Genomic DNA, 23534 nt, shown 5'->3' on the forward strand with positions numbered 1-23534 from the left:
TGCAGGTCTTGCGAACATGACGCAGATTTCCGAACGCCTCCTGGTTCAAGCCCACCTCGATGCCAAGCAGCCCAAGCCGCTGACCGCTGACGAAGAGGCTTACTACCGTGCCGCCATCGCCGCCGAGCTCAAGGCTCAGGACGCGGTGCTGGTCGCTCACTTCTATTGCGACCCTGTCATTCAGTCCCTGGCCGAAGAAACCGGTGGCTGTGTCTCCGACTCGCTGGAGATGGCTCGTTTCGGCAGAGATCACTCGGCCAAGACCGTTGTGGTCGCCGGTGTGAAGTTCATGGGCGAAACTGCAAAAATCCTCACCCCTGAAAAACGAATCCTGATGCCGACCCTGGAAGCGACGTGCTCGCTGGACCTGGGTTGCCCGGTCGATGAGTTTTCCGCGTTCTGCGACCAGCATCCGGAGCGTACGGTGGTGGTCTATGCCAACACGTCGGCGGCAGTCAAAGCCCGGGCGGACTGGGTAGTGACCTCCAGTTGCGCACTGGAAATCGTCGAAAGCCTGATGGACAACGGCGAAACCATCATTTGGGGCCCGGACAAGCATCTGGGCACTTACATCCAGCGCCAGACCGGTGCCGACATGCTGTTGTGGGACGGCGCGTGCATCGTTCACGAAGAGTTCAAATCCAAGCAGCTCGAAGACATGAAGGCGCTGTATCCCGATGCGGCGATCCTGGTGCACCCGGAGTCGCCGACCTCGGTGATCGAGCTGGCAGACGCCGTCGGTTCAACCAGCCAGTTGATCGCAGCGGCACAGAGTCTGCCGAACAAGACACTCATTGTCGCCACCGACCGCGGCATCTTCTACAAGATGCAGCAGCTGTGCCCGGACAAGGTCTTTATCGAAGCGCCAACGGCCGGTAACGGCGCGGCTTGCCGCAGTTGCGCGCATTGCCCGTGGATGGCGATGAATACGCTTGAGCGCACGCTGAAGAGCTTGAAGGAAGGAGCGAATCAGATTTTCGTCGACCCGGCGCTGATCCCGCAGGCGATTCGCCCGCTGAAGCGGATGCTCGATTTCACCCAGGCGGCGCGGATGAAGTTGGCAGGTAACGCTTAAGAGCAAAAGCAAAAGATCGCAGCCTTCGGCAGCTCCTACAGGGATTGGTGTAGGCGTTGCCGAAGGCTGCGATCTTTTTTATGGGCGTTACTTTTGTTTCTTTGGAATCCGCACAAGCTGGGTATTGGAATACATGTCATGCCAGCTGCGTTGTTGCTTGTCGAACAGCGACCAGATGAAGCCGAGGCCCACGCACAGCCAGGAGGCAATCGACACCACAAAGCGCAGCAGCGCTTGCCACAGGCTGATGGAGGAACCGTCGGCATTCTGCACGCGGATGCACCAGACCTGCATGCCCAGCGTCTGACCGGAGTAGGTCCAGAATTTGGCGAAGAAGCCGAACAGCACGAACAGCAGCACCGTCGAGAGCAACGGGTCGCCATCGAGCGCGCCTGCCTCAGTGAGCGTGCGCATTTTTTCTTCACCGATGATCCACATCTGGATCATCTTGTAGATGCCGCTGGTGACGATCAGCAGCGCAGTGCACAGCAGGAAATCGTAGAACATCGCTGCCAGGCGACGACCCAGGCCAGCGGCAGGAAATTCGCCCTGGGGGTTAAGCAGGTGTTTCGACATGGCAGGCTCTCGGCGGAAAAAGAAAGCCATTTTACGGATTTACGCGCACAAAAAAGCCCCTGATGTCAGCATCAGGGGCTTTTTCGTTACAGAAGATTAGCCTTCTGCTTGCACTTCGTCAGCCTGCATGCCTTTCTGGCCCTGCACGGCGACGAAGGTCACTTTCTGGCCTTCTTTCAGGCTCTTGAAGCCGTTGCCCTGGATGGCGCGGAAGTGCACGAACAGATCCGGACCGCTTTCAGGAGTGATAAAACCAAAACCTTTCTCGTCGTTAAACCACTTGACGGTACCGCTCTGACGTTGGGACATTTCTTATTTCCTTTGACGCAAAAATTAATGACAGTCTCCTTCTCATGAAAGAGTACTGGGGCTGGTTGCAGGAGAGTAAGAAGACGTCGAACGGGATGTAGCTAACTTGTAGGCTACTGCCCAGGTCACGATTCCAAGCGACCCATGCAAACACAGTGAACAAACTCTACGCCAACTACGGGAGAAAAAACAAGCCCTGTGAAAGGCCCGTATTTGCTCGCGTTGGTGTGGTTATACCAACTAGTGCTGGCTTTATGCGATAGAGGTGTTCAATTGTTTTCGATCGTTATAAGCAAAGTTCATAATCGAAGCTTACAGCCAAACGATGCACTGTTTTATGGCGGTTGCGTTACACATTAGTGCACTGTTAACGCAACCGCGTTACTTATAGAAACAATCGATCAGCCGCGATAGTAGCGTTGCGGAACAAATGGCATTTTGCTTACAAGCAAAGGAACCTTTTTCCCACGAACAATTGCCCACACCGGTGTATCGATAGCGATATAAGCGCTGTCGAGGTAACCCATCGCCAAAGGCGCGCCCAAGGTCGGCCCGAAACCGCCGCTGCAGACGCTACCGATGATCTCGCCTGCTTCGTTGACGATCTCTGCGCCTTCACGAACCGGGGTGCGTTCTTGTGGCAACAGGCCGACGCGTTTGCGACTCACGCCGCCCTGTTGCTGGGCGAATACCGTTTCAGCGCCCGGAAAACCACCGGCACGCGCGCCATCGGCGCGGCGTGGCTTGGAGATGGCCCACAGCAGGCTGGCTTCGATCGGCGTGGTGTCGGTGTTCATGTCGTGGCCGTACAGGCACAGGCCGGCTTCCAGGCGCAGCGAGTCGCGTGCACCGAGGCCGATGGCCTCAACTTCCGCTTCGGCCAGCAGGGCGCGAGCGAGGGCTTCGGCGCTGTCGGCCGGCACGGAGATTTCGAAACCGTCTTCGCCGGTGTAACCCGAACGGCTGACAAAACAGTCCACACCCAGCAGTTTCACGCGGGCGAACTGCATGAACGTCATCTTCGCCACTTCCGGCGCCAAGCGGGCTAGCACGGTCACCGCGGCCGGGCCTTGCAGGGCGAGCAGGGCACGCTCTTCGAACAGCGGCTCGATGCTGCACTGATCGCCGATGTGCTTGCGCAGGTGCGCGAGGTCCTGATCCTTGCAGGCAGCATTGACCACCAGGAACAGTTCGTCATTACCCAGGTTGGCGACCATCAGGTCGTCGAGGATGCCACCGGTCTCGTTGGTGAACATCGCATAGCGCTGCATGCCCACAGGCAGGTCGATGATGTCCACCGGCACCAGGGTTTCCAGAGCCTTGGCGGCATTGGCGCCGGTCAGGCGGATCTGACCCATGTGCGAGACATCGAACAGGCCTGCCTGATCGCGAGTGTGTTGGTGTTCTTTCATCACGCCCAGCGGATACTGCACAGGCATGTCGTAGCCGGCGAACGGCACCATGCGTGCGCCGAGTTCGATGTGCAGTGCGTGCAACGGGGTTTTCAACAGTTGTTCGGTGGACATATTCAGCTCCTGAAGAAGGGTGCAGATGAGCGCACATCAGCACTCGATAATGTTGACCGCCAAACCGCCACGGGCGGTTTCCTTGTATTTGCTTTTCATGTCGGCGCCGGTCTGGCGCATGGTGCGGATGACCTTGTCGAGAGAGACGAAGTGCTGCCCGTCGCCACGCATGGCCATGCGCACGGCATTGATGGCTTTCACTGAGCCCATGGCATTGCGCTCGATGCAAGGCACTTGCACCAGCCCGCCAATCGGGTCGCATGTCAGACCGAGGTTGTGTTCCATGCCGATTTCCGCGGCGTTTTCCACTTGCTGCGCGGTGCCGCCAAGCACTTCGCACAAGGCACCGGCCGCCATGGAACACGCCACGCCGACTTCGCCCTGACAGCCGACTTCGGCGCCGGAGATCGAAGCGTTTTCTTTGTACAGAATGCCGATGGCCGCAGCGGTTAGCAGGAAACGCACGACGCCATCGTCATTCGAGGCCGGGATAAATCGCATGTAGTAATGCAGCACGGCGGGAATGATCCCGGCCGCACCGTTGGTAGGCGCGGTGACCACGCGCCCACCGTTGGCGTTTTCTTCGTTGACGGCCAGGGCGTACAGGTTGACCCAGTCGAGCACCGACAGCGGATCCCGCAGGGACGACTCCGGGTTCTTGCACAACTGCCGATGCAGCGCGGCGGCACGGCGCTTGACCTTCAAACCACCCGGCAGGATGCCTTCGTTACGGCAGCCGGCGGCGACACAATCCTGCATCACTTGCCAGATGTTCAGCAGGCCGGCGCGGGTTTCCGCTTCCGGGCGCCAGGCGCTTTCGTTGGTCAGCATCACTTGGCTGATCGACAGTCCATATTTGACGCAATGACCGAGAAGATCCTTGGCGCTTTTGAACGGGAAGGTCAGGGGTGTGGCGTCTTCGACGATGCGGTCGGCGCCGGCGGCGTCTTCATCGACGACAAAACCACCACCGACCGAGTAGTACTCGCGGCTGCGGATTTGCAGGCCTGCGGCATCGAAGGCACGAAAAATCATGCCGTTGGGGTGATAGGCCAACGGTTTGCGAATCATTGCCAGGTGTTCTTTCTCGTTGAACGCAATGCTGTGTTCGCCGAGCAGGTTCAAGCGTCCGCTAGCGCGAATGTCTTGCAGACGGGCGGCGACGGTTTCGGTGTCAACGGTGTCCGGGTGTTCGCCTTCCAGGCCGAGCAGTACCGCCTTGTCGCTGCCGTGGCCCTTGCCGGTGGCGCCGAGCGAGCCGTACAGCTCGACTTTGACGCAGGTGGTTGCCGCCAGCAGGTTTTCACGGCGCAAACCTTCGACGAAACGCGCGGCGGCGCGCATCGGGCCGACGGTGTGGGAGCTGGAGGGGCCGATGCCAATCTTGAACAGGTCGAACACGCTTAACGACATGAGTTGTTCTCCGGTTTCTTGTTATAGGCGTTCACGGAAATTCGAGGCTTGGCACAGTCAACTGTGGGAGTGAGCCTGCTCGCGATAGTGGTCTTTCAGTCGACATCTGCAGTGAGTGTCAGTCCGTCATCGCGAGCAGGCTCGCTCCCACAGGGGGCTATGGTGTTCTGGAAGGTGGGGGTGGGCGAACCCGCCCCCTCATTCGTTTAAGCGTAGCTTTCGATCGACGGGCAGGCGCACACCAGGTTGCGATCGCCGAAGACGTTGTCGACGCGACCGACCGGCGGCCAGTACTTGCCTTCGATCAGCGAGGCAACCGGGTAAACCGCTTGCTCGCGGCTGTACGGGTGCGACCACTCGCCCACCAGCTCCGCCGCAGTGTGCGGTGCGTTTTTCAGTGGGTTGTCGTCCTTGTCCAGGGTGCCGTTTTCCACTGCGCGGATTTCTTCGCGGATGCGGATCATGGCGTCGCAGAAGCGGTCCAGTTCTTCCTTGGATTCGCTTTCGGTCGGCTCGATCATCAGCGTGCCGGCCACCGGGAACGACATGGTCGGGGCGTGGAAACCGAAGTCGATCAGACGCTTGGCCACGTCATCGACGCTGATGCCGCTGCTGTCTTTCAGCGGACGCAGGTCGAGGATGCACTCGTGCGCTACCAGGCCATTGCTGCCGGTGTACAGCACTGGGTAGTGCTCTTCGAGGCGACGGGAAATGTAGTTGGCGTTGAGGATCGCCAGCTGCGAAGCGCGCTTCAAGCCTGCGCCACCCATCATGCGAATGTACATCCAGGTGATCGGCAAAATGCTCGCGCTGCCGAACGGTGCCGCGCAGACCGCGCCTTCCTTGCGCGCCATCTGGGCGTGGCCCGGCAGGAACGGGGTCAGGTGCGATTTCACACCGATCGGGCCGACGCCCGGGCCGCCACCGCCGTGTGGAATGCAGAAGGTCTTGTGCAGGTTCAGGTGCGACACGTCGCCGCCGAACTTGCCCGGTGCGCAGAGGCCGACCATCGCGTTCATGTTGGCGCCGTCGATGTACACCTGGCCGCCGTTGTCGTGAATGATGCCGCAGATTTCGCGGATGCCTTCTTCGAACACGCCGTGGGTCGACGGGTAGGTAATCATCAGCGCAGCGAGGTGTTCGCGGTGCTCGATGGCCTTGGCGCGCAGGTCTTCGATATCAACGTTGCCGCGGGCATCGCACGCGGTGACGACAACGCGCATGCCAGCCATTTGTGCAGTGGCCGGGTTGGTGCCGTGGGCCGACGACGGGATCAGGCAGATATCGCGACGGTCTTCGCCACGGCTCTGGTGGTAGGCGCGGATCGCCAGCAGACCGGCGTATTCACCTTGCGAACCGGCGTTCGGTTGCAGCGAGATCGAGTCGTAACCGGTGGCGGCGCAGAGCATGGCTTCCAGTTCGTCGGTCAGTTGCTGATAGCCGGCGCTTTGCTCGGCCGGGGCGAACGGGTGCAGGGCACCGAATTCAGCCCAGGTCACCGGGATCATTTCGCTGGCGGCGTTGAGTTTCATGGTGCACGAACCCAGCGGGATCATGGTGCGGTCCAGCGCCAGGTCCTTGTCTGCCAGTTTGCGCAGGTAGCGCATCAGCTCGGTTTCCGAGTGATAACGGTTGAACACCGGGTGGCTGAGGATTGGCGACTGGCGTACCAGTGCGGCAGGAAGGGTGCTTTCAACGCTGGTAGCCAGCGCTGCGAAGTCCGGCAGGGTCTTGCCATTGGACAGCAGGGCCCACAGGGTTTCTATGTCGGCCTGGGTGCTGGTTTCGTCGAGGGACAGGCCCAGACGCTCAGCGTCCACGACGCGCAGGTTGATCTGCTGGGCGCGTGCCTGGTCGTGCAGTTTGGCGGTGTCGGCACCGGTGGCCACGGTCAGGGTGTCGAAGAAGTTTTCCTGTTCGACGTTCAGGCCCAGAGCGGTCAAGCCCTTGGCGAGGATCGCGGTCAGGTGATGCACGCGGTTGGCAATCTGCGTCAGGCCTTTAGGGCCGTGGTACACGGCGTACATGCTGGCGATGTTGGCCAGCAATACCTGCGCGGTGCAGATGTTGGACGTGGCTTTCTCGCGGCGGATGTGTTGCTCGCGGGTCTGCATGGCCAGGCGCAGGGCCGGCTTGCCGAAACGGTCCACGGAAACGCCGACCAGACGGCCCGGCATGTCACGCTTGAACGCATCCTTGGTGGAGAAGTAAGCGGCGTGCGGGCCACCGAAGCCCAGCGGCACACCGAAGCGTTGTGCACTGCCGATGGCCACGTCGGCACCGAACTCGCCCGGCGGGGTCAGCACGGTCAGGGCCAGCAGGTCGGCGGCCACGGCGACCAACGCGTTGGCAGCGTGGAAGCGCTCGGTCAGTTCGCGGTAGTCGAACACGTCACCGTTGCTGGCCGGGTATTGCAGCAGGGCGCCGAAGAACGGCGTCACATCGCTCAATTCGCGTTCGTCGCCCACAACAACGTCAATGCCCAAAGGCTCGGCACGGGTGCGCAGTACGTCGAGGGTCTGCGGGTGGCAGTGCACGGAAGCGAAGAACTGGTGGCTGCCTTTGTTCTTGCTCAGGCGTTTGCAGAAGGTCATGGCTTCGGCAGCGGCGGTGGCTTCGTCCAGCAGCGAGGCGTTGGCGATCGGCAGGCCGGTGAGGTCGCTGATCAGGGTCTGGAAGTTCAGCAGCGCTTCGAGACGGCCCTGGGAAATTTCTGGCTGGTACGGGGTGTAAGCGGTGTACCAGGCCGGGTTTTCCAGCAGGTTGCGCAGGATCGGCGACGGCGTGTGGGTGCCGTAGTAACCCTGGCCGATGAAGGTCTTGAACAGCTGGTTCTTGCCGGCGATGGACTTGATCAATGCCAGGGCGTCGGCTTCGCTCAGGCCGTCTTCCAGGCCCAGTACGCTGGTGCCCTTGATGCTGTCCGGAATCACGCTGGCGCTCAGGGCTTCCAGGGAATCGAAGCCGAGGCTGTTGAGCATGGCTTGCTCGTCACCGGCGCGCGGGCCGATGTGACGGGCGATGAATTCGTTGGCAGTGGTCAAATTGATTTGAGTCATGTCAGTGCTCCTCAGGCTTCGGCTTGGGCTTTGATCAGGCGGTCGTAGGCGTCTTGATCCAGCAGTTGGCCGACAGCGGCAGCGTCGGCAGGCTGGAAGCGGAAGAACCAGCCTTCGCCCAGCGGATCTTCGTTGACCAGTTCAGGGCTGCTGTCCAGTGCAGGGTTCACTTCCAGCACTTCGCCGTCGAGCGGCATGTACACGCCGCTGGCGGCTTTTACCGATTCCACGGTGGCGGCTTCGGCGCCTTTGTCGTAGGACTGCAGCTCTGGCAGTTGTACGAAAACCACGTCGCCCAAGGCGTTCTGTGCGAAAGCGGTGATGCCGACTGTAACGCTGCCGTCAGCTTCGGTGCGCAGCCATTCGTGATCTTCAGTAAAACGCAACTCGCTCATGGAAACTCCTAAGGGGGCCAGACTCGTCTGGTGGACGCGATTGAATGCTTGGGCAATGCCCTGGTTATGACGGATTACTTAGCAATATCGCGGCCAATGTTGTTTTTACTATATAAATCAATGAGTTGGGTGGCTGTGGAGAGCGCAGGAATTTGATGGGTGTAGCGAAATCGATACGGCGGGTGGCAGGGATAAAAGCTGAGGTGGATCAAAGCCTTGTGCAGCCGTGATCGGAGAGAGGTGTATCGATATCGTTCCGCTGTAGCGCTTTCAGTACAGGTGGAGGTCGTTTTTGGAGCGGAATTTTCGGCTCAGACTCAAAACCTGTGGGAGCCAGCCTGCTGGCGATTGCGGTGTGACAGGCAGCAAGAATGTCGACTGATAGGCCCCCATCGCCAGTAGGCCGGCTCCCACAGGTCTATTTTGTGTCAGGCCTTGCCGGGGATTCCGTACTTGCGCAACCGATGGGCAATTGCCGTGTGTGAGGTTTGCAGGCGGCTCGCCAGTTGGCGGGTCGAGGGGTAGCTGACGTAGAGTTTTTCCAGCAGGGTTTTCTCGAACTCGTCCATGGCTTGCTCCAGGCTGTCGACGTCGTGATCGCTCTGGCGCGCCACCGAGGTGCCGGCGATGTCGAGGTCGCCGATGTCCACCAGGCTGCTTTCGCAGATGGCGGCGGCGCGGAAGATCACGTTTTGCAATTGACGCACATTGCCCGGCCAGCGGTTGCCCAGCAGGGCCGGATAAGTGCCCGGTGCCAGACGACAGACCGGTCGCTGGATCTGCGCGCAGGCTTGCTGCATGAAGTAGCGGGCCAGCAGCAGGATGTCCTGGCCGCGTTCGCGCAGCGGCGGCACTTCGACGTTGAGTACGTTGAGGCGATAGAACAGGTCCTCACGGAACTGACCCTCGCTGACCATTTTTTCCAGGTCGCGGTGGGTCGCACTGAGAATCCGCACGTTGACCTTCACCTCGCGATCACCGCCCACGCGACGGAAGCTGCCGTCGTTGAGAAAGCGCAGCAACTTGGCCTGCAAGTACGGCGACATCTCGCCGATTTCGTCAAGAAACACCGTGCCTTGGTTGGCCAGTTCCATCAGCCCCGGTTTGCCACCGCGTTGTGCGCCGGTGAAGGCGCCAGGGGCGTAGCCGAACAGTTCGCTTTCGGCGAGGTTCTCCGGCAATGCCGCACAGTTCAGCGCTAGAAACGGTGAATTGTGCCGCGCGCTGATGGCGTGGCAAGCCCGGGCAACCAGTTCCTTGCCGGTGCCGGTTTCGCCCTGGATCAACAGCGGTGCATCGAGGGCCGCCACCCGTTGCGCACGAACCTTGAGCGTGCGGATCACCGGCGACTCGCCGAGCAGCGCATCGAATCCTTCGGCGTGATCGTGATGCAGTGCCGACAGGCGTTCACCGATACGGTTTGGTTGATAGAGCGTGAGCAGGGCGCCGGCGTCGGTGATCGGCGTGGCGTCCAGCAACAAGGTCTGGCCGTTGACCGTGATTTCCCGCAACGGCAAGCGAAAGCCGTGTTCGAGCAAGGCATCGAGCAACGCCGGGTCGGCAAACAGCTCGGCGATACTTTCGCCGGCCGGTTCGCGACCGTACAGGGCGATCAATGCCGGGTTGGCCAGCAACACCTTGCCATCACTGTCCAGCGCCAGCACCGGGTCGGTCATGGCCGCGAGCAACGCATCAAGCTGCAAGTGCCGGCGCTGGCCGGGAAGAATGTCGACCACCGTCACCGCCTGCACACCGCGCACGCTGAACAGCGCATCACGCAGCTCTTCGAGGACTTCCGGGCTCAGGGTCGGGGCGTCGATATAGACGTTGGGCGGGACCATTTCCACCGCATCCAGATTGAGATTGCGCCCACCGAGCAGGGCCAGGACTTCCTGGGTAATGCCGACGCGGTCGATGAAGCTGACGTGGATACGCATGGGGCGCTTTCGGGTTCTGGATTGCGGAGGGTGGCAAGTATGCCTTGGGGCGGGCGAATGGTGAAATGTTGCACGGACTTCAATGGCGCCAAGTTCCCCTGTAGGAGCGAGCCTGCTCGCGATGGCGTCCTGTCAGGCAACATCGACCGTGACTGATACACCGCTATCGCGAGCAGGCTCGCGCCTACTGAGGGAAGGTATTATTCAAAGTGTTCGAGGTTTACCGGGTCGCCCGATTTCATATTCAACTGTTTTCGGATGTCTTCAAACATCAAGTCGTAATGCTTGTGGACCGAGCCGATCTGGCTGTGTGACTTCGGAATCCCATACTTCTCGGCGATTTTCGTCACATTGCTGGCGAAGTTGTAGGCCTCCTCTTTGGGCAGGAAGAAGGGCTCGGACATGTCCTTGCCCTGAATGCTGCCATGCAAGGTGAACTGGATGCCTTTTTCACCTTTGTCATTCTTGCTGACTTCATAGTCGAGGTGCACGTTGTAGCTGACATCATCCGGGGTCAGCGCATGACGTTCGATGTGCAAGTGACCTGGCTCAAACTGTGCCATAGACGTCTCTCCTTACGAGTAAGTAATGCCCGGAGTCGCCGTGCTGATGCGGGTGCCCGCCTTGCCCTGGACGATCGCTTCGATGTCCGCGAGCGAGCCGATCACCGCGACTTTTCCAGTATGGCGCGCAAACTCGCAGGCCGCCTGCACCTTCGGTCCCATGGAGCCGGCGGCGAAGCCGAGTTTTTCCATTTCGTCGGGGTGCGCCTGGGCGATGGATTTCTGCGTGGGTTTGCCGAAGTCGATGAACGCGGCGTTGACGTCGGTGGCGATCACCAGCAGATCGGCTTCAAGTTGTTCGGCCAGCAGCGCCGAACACAGGTCCTTGTCGATGACTGCCTCGACACCTTCCAGCTTGCCGGGCGCGGTGTACATGGTCGGAATGCCGCCGCCACCGGCGCAGATCACGATGCTGCTTTTTTCCAGCAGCCACTTGATCGGGCGGATTTCGAAGATGCGTTTCGGTTTGGGGCTGGCGACCACGCGACGGTATTTGTCGCCGTCCGGGGCGATGGCCCAACCTTTTTCGGCAGCGAGTTTTTCCGCCTCGGCCTTGGTGTACACCGGGCCGATGGGTTTGGTGGGGTTCTGAAACGCCGGGTCCTTGGCATCGACTTCGACCTGGGTCAGCAGGGTCGCGAACGGCACTTCGAAGTCCAGCAGGTTGCCCAGTTCCTGTTCGATGATGTAGCCGATCATGCCTTCGGTTTCGGCGCCGAGTACGTCCAGCGGATAAGGCGAAACCGAGGTGTACGCCGCTGCTTGCAGCGACAGCAGGCCGACTTGCGGGCCATTGCCGTGGGCGATGACCAGTTGGTTACCGGGATGGATCTTGGCGATCTGTTCGGTGGCGATCCGGATGTTGGCGCGCTGGTTGTCAGCGGTCATCGGTTCACCCCGGCGAAGCAGGGCGTTACCACCCAGAGCTACGACGATACGCATGGTGCATGTCCTTCTAAACAGAGGAAAGGCAAACGACTCGGTCAATTGTAGGCGTGAGCCTGGTCGCGATTGCGCAGCATCAGTCCACACTTATGTTGAACGTCAGGCCGCTATCGCGAACAGGCTCGCTCCTACATTGACCGGCGCGGGTCTTACAAGTCAGCCAGCGTCGACACCAGAATCGCCTTGATGGTGTGCATGCGGTTTTCCGCTTGCTCGAAGGCGATGCAGGCCGGCGACTCGAAGACGTCATCGGTCACTTCGATGCCGTTCTTCAGGTGCGGGTACTGCTCGGCAATCTGCTTACCGACCTTGGTGTCGCTGTTGTGGAAGGCCGGCAGGCAGTGCATGAACTTGGTGCGCGGGTTGCCGGTGGCTTTCATCAGCTCGGCGTTGACTTGATACGGCAGCAATTGCTGGATGCGTTCGGCCCAGGCTTCCACCGGTTCGCCCATGGAAACCCAAACGTCGGTGTGGATGAAGTCCACGCCTTTGACGGCGGCTTTCGGGTCTTCGGTGAGGGTGATGCGGGCACCGCTGTCTTCAGCGTATTGTTTGCAGCGGCCGACCAGATCATCCGCTGGCCACAGCGCTTTCGGCGCGCAGATGCGCACGTCCATACCGAGCTTGGCGCCGATCAGCAGCAGTGAATTGCCCATGTTGTTGCGGGCATCACCGAGGTAGGCGTAGCTGATTTCGTGGATCGGTTTGTCGGCGTGCTCGCGCATGGTCAGCACGTCGGCGATCATTTGCGTCGGGTGATATTCATCGGTCAAACCGTTGAACACCGGTACGCCGGCAAACTTGGCCAGTTCCTCGACGATTTCCTGTTTGAAGCCCCGATACTCGATCGCGTCGTACATGCGCCCCAATACGCGGGCGGTGTCCTTCATGCTTTCCTTGTGGCCGATTTGCGACGAATTGGGATCGATGTAGGTGACGTTGGCACCTTGGTCATAGGCCGCGACTTCGAACGCACAGCGGGTGCGGGTCGAGGTTTTTTCGAAGATCAGCGCGATGTTGTTGCCTTTGAGGTGTTGCTGTTCGGTGCCGGTGTATTTGGCGCGCTTGAGGTCGCGCGACAGGTCGAGCAAATAGCGTAATTCGCGAGGGGTGTGGTGTTCCAGGCTCAGCAGATTGCGGTTATGGATATTGAACGCCATTTTGGATCTCCTAAGGTGTCGGTTATCCCTTCGGCCCGCACTGGGTAAGTGCGGGCCGAAGCTAATAGGTTAGTAGTCGATCGGATCGCGGATGATCGGGCAGGTCATGCAGTGGCCGCCGCCGCGCCCGCGTCCGAGTTCGCCGGCGCTGATGGTGATGACTTCCACCCCGGCCTTGCGTAGCAACGTGTTGGTGTAGGTATTGCGGTCGTAGCCGATGACCACCCCTGGCTCCACGGCGACCACGTTGTTGCCGTCGTCCCATTGCTCGCGCTCGGCGGCGAAGCTGTTGCCGCCGGTTTCGACGACGCGCAGCGCCTTGAGGTTGAGGGCCTGGGCCACGGTGTCGAGGAAGTTGGTTTCCTCGCGTCGGATGTCGATACCGCCCGGTTTGCTTTCATCGGGGCGCAGGGTGAAGGCGACGATCTGGTTCACCACTTCCGGGAAGATCGTCACGACATCGCGGTCGCAGAAGCTGAACACGGTGTCCAGGTGCATCGCTGCACGGGATTTCGGCAGGCCCGCGACGATGACTTTTTCCACCGCTTTGTTCTTGAACAGGTTAACTGCCAGCTGGCCGATGGCCTGGCGGGACGAACGTTCGCCCATGCCGATCAACACCACGCCGTTGCCGATCGGCATCACGTCACCGCCCTCCAGGGTGGAGTTGCCGTGGTCCTTGTCCGGGTCGCCGTACCAGATCTGGAAGTCGGCGTTGGTGAATTCGGGGTGGAATTTGTAGATGGCAGTGGTCAGCAGGGTTTCCTGACGGCGTGCCGGCCAGTACATCGGGTTGAGTGTTACGCCACCGTAGATCCAGCAGGTGGTGTCGCGGGTGAATTGAGTGTTGGGCAGCGGCGGCAGGATGAAGCTGGTTTTGCCGAGGAAGTCGCGGAACATCTCGATGGCCTTGCCGCCGAAACTGCTCGGCAGGTCGTCGCCGGAAACGCCGCCAATGAGGAACTCGGCGATATGCCGTGGTTCCAGGCTGCGCAGCCACGAGCTTGTTTCATTGATCAGGCCGAGGCCAACCGAGTCGGCCGTGATTTTGCGCTCCAGGATCCAGTCGAGCGCTTCGGGGATGGCGACGATGTCGGTCAGCAGGTTGTGCATTTCCAGCACGTCGACGTTGCGTTCGCGCATCTTGGTGACGAAATCGAAATGGTCGCGCTTGGCCTGGGCCACCCACAGCACGTCATCAAACAGCAGTTCGTCGCAGTTGTTCGGGGTCAGCCGCTGATGGGCCAGGCCGGGGGAGCAAACCATGACTTTGCGCAGTTTGCCGGCTTCGGAATGGACGCCGTACTTAACTTTTTCCGTGGTCATTTCAGTGATCCTCCAGGTGACAAAACGATCGAATTACAGGGTCAGGAAACCGTCATAGAGACCGTAGGCCGCCACTAGCGCACCCACGACCACCCCAGCGAAAATCAGCTTCTCGACGTTGGTGAAAACCGGTTTGTTGATTTCCATCTTGGCCTTGGCGAACAGGATGGCGCCGGGGGCGTAGAGCAGGGCGGAGAGCAGCAGGTATTTGGTGCCGCCGGCATACAACAGCCAGATCGCGTAGATCAGGGCGATGGCGCCGATGATGAGATCCTTCTGCCGTTCACCCGGCGCGGCTTCGTAGCTTTCGCCGCGTACCGCCAATAGCAGGGCGTAGGCCGCCGACCACAGGTAAGGCACCAGAATCATCGAGGTGGCGAGGTAGATCAGCGACAGATAGGTGCTAGCCGAAAACAGCGTGATGATCAGGAATATCTGCACCATGGCATTGGTCAGCCAGAGCGCATTGACCGGCACCTGGTTGGCGTTTTCCTTGCGCAGGAAGGCTGGCATGGTGTGGTCCTTGGCGGCGGCGAACATAATCTCCGCGCACAGCAGCACCCACGATAACAGCGCGCCGAGCAGCGAGATTACCAGGCCGACACTGATCAGTACCGCCCCCCATTTACCCACCACATGTTCCAGCACGGCGGCCATCGACGGGTTCTGCAGCTTGGCCAGTTCCGGTTGGGTCAGGATGCCCAGCGACAGCACGTTCACCAGCACCAGAATGAGCAGCACGGAGACAAAACCGATCACCGTGGCTTTACCCACATCACTGCGTTTTTCCGCACGGGCCGAGAAAATGCTCGCGCCTTCGATGCCGATGAACACCCACACGGTGACCAGCATCATGTTGCGTACCTGGTTCATCACGCTGCCCAGGTCGGGGTTTTTCGTGCCCCAGATGTCGGCGGTGAAGATGTCCAGTTTGAAGGCGAACACGGCAATCAGGATGAACAGCACCAGCGGCACAATCTTCGCCACGGTGGTCACCAGGTTGATGAACGCGGCTTCCTTGATCCCGCGCAGCACCAGCATGTGCACGGCCCAGAGCAGCACGGACGCACCGATCACCGCCGCCACCGTGTTGCCTTCACCGAAAATCGGGAAGAAGTAACCCAGGGTGCTGAACAGCAACACGAAGTAACCGACGTTGCCCAGCCACGCGCTGATCCAGTAACCCCAGGCAGAAGAAAAACCCATGTAGTCGCCGAAACCGGCCTTGGCGTAGGCGTAAACCCCGCCATCGAGGTCGGGTTTGCGGTTGGCGAGGGTCTGGAAGACAAAAGCGAGGGTGAGCATACCGACGGCGGTGATGGCCCAGCCAATCAGAATGGCGCCGACGTCAGCACTGGCGGCCATGTTCTGCGGCAAAGAAAAAATCCCTCCACCGATCATCGAGCCGACTACCAGGGCAACCAATGCGCCGAGTCGAAGTTTTCCGGGGGCTTCAGACATTGCATGACTCCATTGCAGGTGAAGAGGGTTCACAGCGTAGTTCTGTTTACAACTCAATCAGCTGACTTGGATCAGTGCATGCCCACCTTCAAAAAACGGTTTGCGGGCTGTTTGCAGGCGCCAGTCGAATTCCTGAAAGGCCCGTCCTAGAGGCTTTCTGTTTTAATTCTGGAACGGATCGTATTGCTTGGACTTATGACGCTAGTTCGTTTTCCTTGATACGCAAATTTTCAAGGTGGCTTTTCAGTAAGCAATTGTTTTATGAATGTGCGTCTATAAAGCTATTGATTATATGAAGGGCCAGGAATTATCGAGCGTTTATAAAGGGCCATAAATTGGCGTTAACGAATAAACGTAATTACGCTTTACCCATTTAGTTAATCCGTAATAAGTCCCGATATTTGCCAAGCCATTGGAGGCGCAACCATGTCGCAAACCCCACACAAGCTTCGCCTGAGCGCGCTAATCGCGCTGGTCGTGGGTTCGATGATTGGCGGCGGGATTTTTTCCCTGCCGCAGAACATGGCGGCCCAGGCCGATGCCGGTGCGATTTTGATCGGCTGGGCGATCACGGCCGTGGGGATGCTGACCCTGGCTTTCGTGTTCCAGACCCTGGCTAATCGCAAACCGGAACTCGACTCGGGGGTGTACGCCTACGCCAAGGCCGGCTTCGGCGATTACATGGGGTTTTCCTCGGCGTGGGGTTACTGGATCAGCGCGTGGCTGGGCAACGTCGGTTACTTCGTGCTGCTGTTCAGCACCTTGGGTTTTTTCTTTCCGGTGTTTGGCGAGGGCAATACGCCAGTCGCCATTGCCTGTGCGTCGGTGTTGTTGTGGACGGTGCATTTCGTGGTGATGCGCGGGATCAAGGAGGCGGCGTTCATCAATCTGCTGACCACCGTGGCCAAGGTGGTGCCGCTGCTCATGTTCATCGTGATCGCTGCGGTGGCGTTCCAGGCCGACGTGTTTACCCGTGACATCTGGGGGCGCAGCAACCCGAGTTTCGGCAGCGTGATGGATCAGGTGCGCAACATGATGCTGGTCACGGTGTTTGTGTTCATCGGCATCGAGGGCGCCAGTGTTTATTCGGCGCGAGCAGAGAAACGTTCGGACGTCGGCCGGGCCACGGTGATCGGTTTTCTCGGGGTGCTGGCGCTGCTGGTGCTGGTCAATGTGTTGTCGCTGGGGATCATGAGCCAACCGGAACTGGCCACCTTGCAGAACCCGTCGCTGGCGTCGGTGCTGGAGCATATCGTCGGACCCTGGGGCGCGCTGCTGATCAGCGTCGGCCTGGCGATTTCACTGTTGGGCGCCTTGCTCTCGTGGGCGTTGCTGTGTGCCGAAATCCTCTTTGCCACGGCCAAGGACAAAACCATGCCGGCGTTCCTGACCAAGGAAAACGCCAACCACGTGCCAATCAACGCGTTGTGGATGACCAACGTGATGATTCAGCTTTTCCTGCTGATCATCCTGTTCGCCGCCAGCACCTACACCAGCCTGATCTACCTCGCGTCGTCGATGATTCTGGTGCCGTACCTGTGGTCGGCGGCTTACGCGGTGTTGTTGAGCGGACGCGGTGAAACCTATGAACACGCGTCCGCAGAACGGACCAAGGATCTGCTGATCGGTGGCGTTGCCCTGAGCTATGCCGTGTGGTTGTTGTACGCCGGCGGCCTGAAGTATCTGCTGCTTTCGGCGCTGTTGTACGCGCCGGGCGTGATCCTGTTTGCCAAGGCCCGGCATGAACAGGGCAAGCCTGTCTTCACCACCATCGAAAAAGGCATCTTTACCTGTGTTCTCAGTGGTGCCGGGTTAGCGGCTTATGGGCTGTACAGCGGATTGCTCAGTCTGTGAGGTTGTTGCTCGCGTTTGAACCACCCTACGACTGGCCGGCGATGCTGGGGTTTTTATCGGCACGGGCGATTGTTGGACTGGAAACAGTGGCTGACGGTGTTTACTCGCGCAGCATTGGCCTGAACGGCGCAAGGGGCGCCTTGTCGATCCAGCCTGCGACAACGGACTCACTGGAATTGACACTCGACTTTCCTGATCCGACGGCCGTGCCCGAGATCGTCGCGCGGGTACGGCGGATGTTCGATCTGGATGCCGGACTGGCCACGATCCATCGTCATTTGGCGGTTGATCCATTGCTCGCTCGCTTGATCGATGCGCGTCCGGGGCTGCGCGTGCCGGGGACGTGGGACGGACTGGAGCTGGCGATTCGTGCCGTGTTGGGGCAGCAGATTACCGTCGGTGCGGCGATCAAACTGGCGGGGAAATTGGTGGCGCAGTATGGCGTCCCTTTGGCTTCGCCACGGGAGGGCCTGACCCATGTATTCCCTGAGGCCGCTGTTCTTGCGGTGGCGGATCTGGCCACGCTGGGGATGCCGAAAAGCCGTGGGCGAACCCTGTCTGGCGTGGCTCAAGCGCTGCTGGATGATCCGTTGTTGTTCGAACCTCGACGTGAGGGTGGCGTGGCGCGGTTGCTCGCGTTGCACGGGATTGGTGACTGGACGGCGCAGTACATTGCCTTGCGACAGTTGCGGGATATGGACGGGTTTCCGAACGGGGACGTGGGGTTGATCAATGCGTTGGCGGCGCTGGAGGGTGGGCCGGTGACGGCGAAGCAGATGTTGATGCGGGCTGAAGCTTGGCGGCCGTATCGTGGGTATGCGGCGCAGTTATTGTGGACATCACTGAGTCGACAGGATTGATCCGCTTTTTGTGTTGCCTGTGCCAGCTCACTCCTGCAGGTTGTGCGCGATTCCTGTGGGAGTGAGCCGGCTCGCGATTGCTATTTTCCAATCACCACCACTGCGCGCGATGAGAACCCAACTCGGAGGCCGCAAGCGCCCACTGCACCGGCGTCCCGGTGATCTTTAGCGGTACGCGCAAGCGATGCGCCGGCCCCCACGGTGTTTGCTCAACCAGCATTCCCTGATCGTGTTCATCCTCCGCCCGCAATAACTCATCACTGCCGCGACCCTGCTCAATCAACAACTTCGCCGTACGCGCCAACGATAATCGTGCCGATCCACCCTGGCCGCTGCTCAAGCGTTCTGCCAACAACCTGATCGCACTGGCCGCCATCAAGTATCCGGTGGCGTGGTCGAGCGCTTGCACCGGTAACGGCGTCGGTTTGTCCGTGTGTTTGCACTGCATGCCGGCGTCAGCAATACCACTGCTCATCTGCACCAGGCTGTCGAAGCCGCGACGGTTTTGCCACGGGCCGTTCCAGCCGTAGGCATTGAGGCAAACGTCGATCAGGCCGGGGGCCAGTCGTTGTCGTTCACTGACTCCGTAACCCAATCGCTCCAAGGCATCGGCGCGGTAACCATGAAGCACGATGTCGGCGTCCTTGAGCAGGCTGTCGAACAGTGCGCGGTCGGCCTTTTCGTGCAGGTCCAGGCGCGCGCAGCGTTTGCCCAGGGTCATTTCCGGCACCACACCCGGTTCGTTCCAGGTGGGCGGGTCGATGCGTAAAACGTCGGCGCCAAGTCCGGCGAGAAAACGGCTGGCGACGGGGCCAGCGAGCACACGGGTCAAATCCAGCACCTTGATCCCGGCCAGCGGTTGCGCGACCGAACCTTGCCACAGCGTGCCGTTATGGCTGCCGTGATGACCGAATTGAATCAGCGGTTCGGCATTGACTGCCCGACCTTGCGGATGTGCCTGCCACTGTTCCCAAGTGCGCATTTCGGCGGCACAACCACCGGCATCGACCACGGCTTGCTCAAGATCGCTCTTGGCCCATTGCGCGACTTTGCTGGCCATCGCGGCACGGTCGGCGCAGGCGCCAAGCACGGATTCAGCGGCGGCACGGTGATGAGGGGCGTTGGTGTGCAGGCGGATCCAGCCATCCCTGGCGGCGTAGTCACCGGCGACCGGGTCCCACAGCGGCGGCACGTTCCAGCCCACCGGGCGGATCGAACTGGAGAACCAGAACGAGGCCAGGCGTCGATCGACTTCAAGGGTGGGCAAGCGCCCTGTTTGTTGATTCAACAATTCGCCGACGGCCTGACCGGCAGCGGCAATGCTGGCGCACGCAAGGTCCGTGACGGCAAACGCCGAGGGCAGGGCACCCGTGGCGGTAAACGGGATTGGCGAGTGTGGCAAGCCGAGTGCGGCTTGAATGGACGTGAGTAAATCAGTCATCGAAGGCCCTCCGGAGCGAGAGGGCAGCATAGATCATAAGAACAAAAGATCGCAGCCTGCGGCAGGCTGCGATCTTTTAAACGCTACACGCGGAACTGGTCCATCAGTTTCATCTGCTGGGTCGTCAGGGAGTTGAGCTGGCTGCTGATCTGCGCCGACTCAGTGGCCTGGCCCGTCAGCGTTTCGGTGACGGTACGAATCGCCGAGACATTGCGGTTGACCTCTTCGGCCACGGCGCTTTGCTGTTCGGCGGCACTGGCGATTTGCAGGTTCATGTCGCTGATCACGGTGACCGCGTCGCTGATTTTGCTCAAGGCCTGGACCGCTTGCTGGATCTGCCCGGCGTTGCTGTGGGCCTGGGTCTGGCTCGAATGCATGGTCGCGACCACGCCGCGAGTGCCGCTCTGGATGCGTTCGATCACTTGGCGAATTTCTTCCACCGAATCCTGAGTGCGTTTGGCCAGGTTGCGCACTTCATCGGCCACCACCGCAAACCCACGACCGCTTTCACCGGCGCGAGCGGCCTCGATCGCTGCGTTGAGCGCCAGCAGGTTGGTTTGTTCAGCGATGCTGCGGATCACTTCCAGCACCGAACCGATCTGCTCGCTGTTCACCGCGAGAGCCTCAACTTCAGTCACGGCCTTGCTGACTTCGTCGGCCAGTTGATTGATGTCGCGGGTGCTGCGCTCAATGATCTGCATGCCATCGCGCGCCGATTGGTCGGCGCCTTTCGCCGCGCTGGCCGCGTTCGATGCGCTGTTGGCGACGTCGTGGGCGGTGGCGCTCATTTCGTTGGACGCGGTGGCGACCTGGTCGATTTCGCGGAACTGCACTTGCATGCCTTCACTGGTCTGGCGGGCGATTTCCGAAGACTGGTCAGCGGTGCCGCGTGCGTCGGTGATGCTTTGCTTGATCTGCGCAATGGTCGGTTGCAGCTTGTCGAGGAAACGGTTGAACCAGCTGACCAGTTCGCCCAATTCATCTTTCTTGCTGTAGTGCAGGCGTTGGGTCAGGTCGCCGTCGCCGCTGGCAATCGCCTTGAGCATGTCGGCCACGCTGTTGATCGGCCGGGTCACACCCGAAGCGGTGAGCCAGATCAGCAGCAAACCGATCAGGCCGGCAATGATTGCCACGACCACCGCTTTGATCGTGCCGCTTTGCTGGGCGTCATCGAGCACCGCTTGCAGCTTGACCGAGTCCGCCAGCAACACTTGCTTGGGCAAGTCGATCACCACGCCCCAAGCCTTGGAATCGGCAATCGGACTGACCGGGTACACCGCACGAATCAAGTCGCCCTGTTGCAGAATCTTCGGTGCGCCACTGCCGAGCAGTTGCAGGACGTCCTTGCCGTCGGCGCCCAGTGTGTCGCCGATGTTCTTGCCGACTTTGCTGGCGTCGACGCTGTAGGCGGCCACCACGCCAGTGCCGGAGACAATCAGCATGTGCCCGGCGCTGTTGAACAGTTCACGCTGGGAGTCGACCGCCGTCGCTTGCAGTGCGTCGAGGGCAATGTCGACGCCGACCACGCCGATGGACTTGCCATCCACCAGCAGTGGTACGGAAATGGTGGTCATCAACACTTCCTTGCCGCCGACCGTATCGGCGTACGGGTCGAGCAAGCAGGTGCGCTTGCTGTCCCGGGGGCAGGTGTACCAGATGTTGTAAGGCGTACCGCTCAAGTTCAGCGTGGTTTTGGTCATGTCCTCTTCGACCATGATCGTGTTGAGTGCTTCACCCCCGGCACGGCTCCAGTAGGTGGCGAAACGACCGCTTTCGTTGGACTGGCGGGCGGCGTCATTGGCGAACTCGCTGTCCTTGCCGTCCAGGCCATTGGGTTCGAAGGCCAGCCAGATGCCCAGCACTTTGCTGTTGCGCTCGAAGGCGGTTTTCAAACTCAGGTTCAACTCTTCACGCAATGCGCCGGCCTCAAGCGAACGCTTGGCGGCCATGTTGCGCATGTCCTTGATCTGATCCGCCAGGGCGGTCACCACCGTCAAGGTTTCACCAAATGTCTTCTGTACTCGCACCGCTTGCTCGGCAGCTTTGGCCTGGAGCAGGTTCTGCACTCTGTCGGTGAGCATTCTGCTGCTGGAATCGCCCACCAGCTCATCGTTCTGATTGGTCTGGTAGAAGTTCATGCCCACGATCAACATGACCACGCCTAACAGGCACAGACCGGAGAGCAGGACGATTTTCAGGCGGATGGACAGTGAGTCGAACATAGGGCGAGCTCGCGAATGGATGATGGGTTGGCTGTGAGCCGCTGTGGCTCCACTCGCCAAATCCATTTAGCGCCATTCAATGCACATCGGCGTGGGGGCCAGATTGCATGAGGGGCATGCCGACGAACGGTAATGGTTGAACGTTTGCGCGGGAAAATGTGCCGAAAAGTGGATTAAAAACGGGAAAAAACACGGTAAGAATTACGGATGTTGCGGCAGTGATTCCGGTCGAGACCAGATCCACACGTTACCCAGACTCATCCCGACAATCGCCAGATAAATCGGCCAGCCATGGTCGAGCATCACCAGCATGAGACCTGCACATAACAGCATGCTGACCGTCGCGCTGATTTTTGCCCGGCGCGCGATGATCTTGCCGTTGCGCCAGTTGTTGAGGATGGGGCCGAACAGTCGATGGTTTTCCAGCCAGGCACTCAAGCGTGGCGAACTTTTGGTGGCGGCCCAGGCGGCCAGCAGAATGAATTCGGTGGTCGGCAGGCCGGGAATGACAATGGCAATCAGGCCGATGCCGAGGCTGATGTAGGCCAGCAGGCCGAAGAGAAGGCGGGCGAGTTTTGAAGAGGCGGGCATGGGCTTGGGCGGTGAGAGAGGATCTGCAGACTTGCTTGAATCCTGGTAGAAGTGAGCCTGCTCGCGACAGCGGTCTTGCAGTCGACATCCCTTTTGAATGTCAGTCCGTCATCGCGAGCAGGCTCGCTCCTGCAGGGGGGCGGGGTTGAATCAGGCCGGTTCGGCAGCTGTCGAGTAAGCCTGCTCCAGCAACACCGTAAACCGGTTGAACGCATCGATCGCGCCCTTATCCAGCTCGGCTTCTTCCTCTGCGCTGAGTTCCAGCTCGTCGAGGGTCTTGACGAAGTTTTTCCAGCCTTGCGCACGACCACCGGCCGGTTCGCCGAGGTGGCGGGCACCGAAGGTTTCGCTCAGGCCCAGGCCTACGGCGCGCTTGATCAGAAACGCGGCGCCGAGCTTGGAACCCTCGGAGACGAAGAGCCAGCCCAGTGCTTCGGCCTTGCTCGGGTTGTTCACCGCACCGGCGACCGCTGCCGGTACTTCGGTGTCCAGGTCTGCCAGGTCAGCCTTGGCCGCTTCGGCACGGCAGCGAGCGGGCAGGTCCGGGACGATGGCGGTCAGTTCGGCATCGTTGTACAGCGCCACCAGTTCCGACTGGAACAGGTACTGCGCCACCACGAAACGGGCGAAGTTGGCCTGGGTTTCAAACGGCGCGTGAGCTTTGACCAGCGCATCGAGTTTGGTGTGGGGCTCGTTGGTGATCTGATTCAAGCGTTGTGAACGCAGGCTTGGGCGTTGAGCGGTGTCCTGAGTAGTCATGAGAGATCCTTGGGGGAAAAAGAGGCGCTTGGTAACGAGACGAATAAGCACAGGCCTGACAG

General features: G+C 60.1%; 19 protein-coding genes and 1 pseudogene. 3 read left to right on the forward strand and 17 right to left on the reverse strand.

What is annotated here, in order from left to right:
- The first annotated feature begins 16 nt into the window (after positions 1 to 16).
- Complete coding sequence (nadA, locus tag ACNYC6_RS19775) at positions 17 to 1075, forward strand: quinolinate synthase NadA (RefSeq protein WP_419708794.1); 1059 nt, start codon at positions 17 to 19, stop codon at positions 1073 to 1075.
- 87 nt (positions 1076 to 1162) lie between these two features.
- On the opposite strand, the gene ACNYC6_RS19780 is transcribed toward nadA, so the two are convergent.
- The 12 genes from ACNYC6_RS19780 to arcD (ACNYC6_RS19835) all read right to left on the reverse strand — a co-directional run bounded on the left by ACNYC6_RS19780 (position 1163) and on the right by arcD (ACNYC6_RS19835) (position 15745).
- A complete protein-coding gene (locus tag ACNYC6_RS19780; protein ID WP_419708795.1) occupies positions 1163 to 1651 on the reverse strand; it encodes an RDD family protein in 489 nt (162 codons plus the stop codon).
- A 96-nt stretch (positions 1652 to 1747) separates the two neighbouring features.
- Positions 1748 to 1960 (reverse strand): cold-shock protein, encoded by a 213-nt coding sequence (locus ACNYC6_RS19785; protein WP_007934683.1) that lies wholly within the window; start codon positions 1958 to 1960, stop codon positions 1748 to 1750.
- Positions 1961 to 2361: 401 nt separating this feature from the next.
- A complete protein-coding gene (gcvT, locus tag ACNYC6_RS19790; protein ID WP_419708796.1) occupies positions 2362 to 3486 on the reverse strand; it encodes a glycine cleavage system aminomethyltransferase GcvT in 1125 nt (374 codons plus the stop codon).
- A 36-nt stretch (positions 3487 to 3522) separates the two neighbouring features.
- On the reverse strand, positions 3523 to 4899 hold the full coding sequence (locus tag ACNYC6_RS19795) for an L-serine ammonia-lyase (protein WP_419708797.1): 1377 nt from the start codon (positions 4897 to 4899) through the stop codon (positions 3523 to 3525).
- Positions 4900 to 5105: 206 nt separating this feature from the next.
- Positions 5106 to 7958, reverse strand: coding sequence for an aminomethyl-transferring glycine dehydrogenase (gene gcvP, locus ACNYC6_RS19800; protein ID WP_419708798.1), 2853 nt, complete (start codon positions 7956 to 7958; stop codon positions 5106 to 5108).
- Positions 7959 to 7969: 11 nt separating this feature from the next.
- Positions 7970 to 8353 (reverse strand): glycine cleavage system protein GcvH, encoded by a 384-nt coding sequence (gene gcvH / locus ACNYC6_RS19805; RefSeq protein WP_150703051.1) that lies wholly within the window; start codon positions 8351 to 8353, stop codon positions 7970 to 7972.
- Between the two features lie 428 nt (positions 8354 to 8781).
- Positions 8782 to 10290 (reverse strand): sigma-54-dependent transcriptional regulator, encoded by a 1509-nt coding sequence (locus ACNYC6_RS19810; RefSeq protein WP_419708799.1) that lies wholly within the window; start codon positions 10288 to 10290, stop codon positions 8782 to 8784.
- A 200-nt stretch (positions 10291 to 10490) separates the two neighbouring features.
- Positions 10491 to 10853, reverse strand: coding sequence for a DUF5064 family protein (locus tag ACNYC6_RS19815; protein WP_419708800.1), 363 nt, complete (start codon positions 10851 to 10853; stop codon positions 10491 to 10493).
- A 12-nt stretch (positions 10854 to 10865) separates the two neighbouring features.
- Positions 10866 to 11795, reverse strand: a complete 930-nt coding sequence (gene arcC, locus ACNYC6_RS19820; RefSeq protein WP_419708801.1) for a carbamate kinase — start codon at positions 11793 to 11795, stop codon at positions 10866 to 10868.
- Between the two features lie 152 nt (positions 11796 to 11947).
- Positions 11948 to 12958, reverse strand: a complete 1011-nt coding sequence (locus ACNYC6_RS19825) for an ornithine carbamoyltransferase (protein ID WP_338582610.1) — start codon at positions 12956 to 12958, stop codon at positions 11948 to 11950.
- Positions 12959 to 13027: 69 nt separating this feature from the next.
- Complete coding sequence (arcA, locus tag ACNYC6_RS19830) at positions 13028 to 14284, reverse strand: arginine deiminase (protein ID WP_419708802.1); 1257 nt, start codon at positions 14282 to 14284, stop codon at positions 13028 to 13030.
- Between the two features lie 33 nt (positions 14285 to 14317).
- Complete coding sequence (gene arcD / locus ACNYC6_RS19835) at positions 14318 to 15745, reverse strand: arginine-ornithine antiporter (RefSeq protein ID WP_419708803.1); 1428 nt, start codon at positions 15743 to 15745, stop codon at positions 14318 to 14320.
- 426 nt (positions 15746 to 16171) lie between these two features.
- Here arcD (ACNYC6_RS19835) and arcD (ACNYC6_RS19840) point away from each other — a divergent pair, with 426 nt between their 5' ends.
- Together arcD (ACNYC6_RS19840) and ACNYC6_RS19845 are read left to right on the forward strand one after the other, a co-directional pair.
- Positions 16172 to 17599 (forward strand): arginine-ornithine antiporter, encoded by a 1428-nt coding sequence (gene arcD / locus ACNYC6_RS19840; RefSeq protein WP_419708804.1) that lies wholly within the window; start codon positions 16172 to 16174, stop codon positions 17597 to 17599.
- Positions 17596 to 18459: a DNA-3-methyladenine glycosylase family protein gene (locus tag ACNYC6_RS19845; RefSeq protein ID WP_419708805.1), complete on the forward strand. Its 864-nt coding sequence runs from the start codon at positions 17596 to 17598 to the stop codon at positions 18457 to 18459. The genes arcD (ACNYC6_RS19840) and ACNYC6_RS19845 overlap by 4 nt, the downstream gene beginning before the upstream one ends.
- Positions 18460 to 18550: 91 nt before the next feature.
- Here the strand turns inward: ACNYC6_RS19845 and ACNYC6_RS19850 are convergent, their stop codons facing one another.
- The 5 genes and pseudogenes from ACNYC6_RS19850 to ACNYC6_RS19870 form a co-directional block, all read right to left on the reverse strand.
- On the reverse strand, positions 18551 to 19900 hold the full coding sequence (locus ACNYC6_RS19850; protein WP_419708806.1) for a CoA transferase: 1350 nt from the start codon (positions 19898 to 19900) through the stop codon (positions 18551 to 18553).
- An 83-nt stretch (positions 19901 to 19983) separates the two neighbouring features.
- The gene (locus ACNYC6_RS19855; RefSeq protein WP_419712988.1) at positions 19984 to 20739 is read right to left on the reverse strand and encodes a methyl-accepting chemotaxis protein; all 756 of its coding nucleotides are present in this window, start codon (positions 20737 to 20739) and stop codon (positions 19984 to 19986) included.
- 150 nt (positions 20740 to 20889) lie between these two features.
- Positions 20890 to 22188, reverse strand: a pseudogene (locus ACNYC6_RS19860) (chemotaxis protein); the annotation flags it as partial.
- 135 nt (positions 22189 to 22323) lie between these two features.
- Positions 22324 to 22713: a YbaN family protein gene (locus tag ACNYC6_RS19865; RefSeq protein WP_419708807.1), complete on the reverse strand. Its 390-nt coding sequence runs from the start codon at positions 22711 to 22713 to the stop codon at positions 22324 to 22326.
- 150 nt (positions 22714 to 22863) lie between these two features.
- Entirely contained in the window at positions 22864 to 23472 is a 609-nt protein-coding gene (locus ACNYC6_RS19870) for a biliverdin-producing heme oxygenase (protein WP_419708808.1), read from the reverse strand.
- Positions 23473 to 23534 lie beyond the last annotated feature (62 nt).

This window comes from Pseudomonas sp. NFX224, from assembly GCF_048565165.1.
Classification (GTDB): Bacteria; Pseudomonadota; Gammaproteobacteria; order Pseudomonadales; family Pseudomonadaceae; genus Aquipseudomonas.

Coding starts and splice junctions, on each gene's coding strand:
- ACNYC6_RS19785 (WP_007934683.1), bottom strand. CDS start 1,960: ATGTCCCAACGTCAGAGCGGTACCGTCAAGTGGTTTAACGACGAGAAA.
- ACNYC6_RS19870 (WP_419708808.1), bottom strand. CDS start 23,472: ATGACTACTCAGGACACCGCTCAACGCCCAAGCCTGCGTTCACAACGC.
- arcD (WP_419708804.1), top strand. CDS start 16,172: ATGTCGCAAACCCCACACAAGCTTCGCCTGAGCGCGCTAATCGCGCTG.
- ACNYC6_RS19865 (WP_419708807.1), bottom strand. CDS start 22,713: ATGCCCGCCTCTTCAAAACTCGCCCGCCTTCTCTTCGGCCTGCTGGCC.
- arcA (WP_419708802.1), bottom strand. CDS start 14,284: ATGACCACGGAAAAAGTTAAGTACGGCGTCCATTCCGAAGCCGGCAAA.
- ACNYC6_RS19780 (WP_419708795.1), bottom strand. CDS start 1,651: ATGTCGAAACACCTGCTTAACCCCCAGGGCGAATTTCCTGCCGCTGGC.
- nadA (WP_419708794.1), top strand. CDS start 17: ATGACGCAGATTTCCGAACGCCTCCTGGTTCAAGCCCACCTCGATGCC.
- gcvH (WP_150703051.1), bottom strand. CDS start 8,353: ATGAGCGAGTTGCGTTTTACTGAAGATCACGAATGGCTGCGCACCGAA.
- arcD (WP_419708803.1), bottom strand. CDS start 15,745: ATGTCTGAAGCCCCCGGAAAACTTCGACTCGGCGCATTGGTTGCCCTG.
- arcC (WP_419708801.1), bottom strand. CDS start 11,795: ATGCGTATCGTCGTAGCTCTGGGTGGTAACGCCCTGCTTCGCCGGGGT.
- ACNYC6_RS19795 (WP_419708797.1), bottom strand. CDS start 4,899: ATGTCGTTAAGCGTGTTCGACCTGTTCAAGATTGGCATCGGCCCCTCC.
- ACNYC6_RS19825 (WP_338582610.1), bottom strand. CDS start 12,958: ATGGCGTTCAATATCCATAACCGCAATCTGCTGAGCCTGGAACACCAC.
- gcvT (WP_419708796.1), bottom strand. CDS start 3,486: ATGTCCACCGAACAACTGTTGAAAACCCCGTTGCACGCACTGCACATC.
- ACNYC6_RS19855 (WP_419712988.1), bottom strand. CDS start 20,739: ATGCAAGTGCAGTTCCGCGAAATCGACCAGGTCGCCACCGCGTCCAAC.
- ACNYC6_RS19850 (WP_419708806.1), bottom strand. CDS start 19,900: ATGACTGATTTACTCACGTCCATTCAAGCCGCACTCGGCTTGCCACAC.
- gcvP (WP_419708798.1), bottom strand. CDS start 7,958: ATGACTCAAATCAATTTGACCACTGCCAACGAATTCATCGCCCGTCAC.
- ACNYC6_RS19810 (WP_419708799.1), bottom strand. CDS start 10,290: ATGCGTATCCACGTCAGCTTCATCGACCGCGTCGGCATTACCCAGGAA.
- ACNYC6_RS19815 (WP_419708800.1), bottom strand. CDS start 10,853: ATGGCACAGTTTGAGCCAGGTCACTTGCACATCGAACGTCATGCGCTG.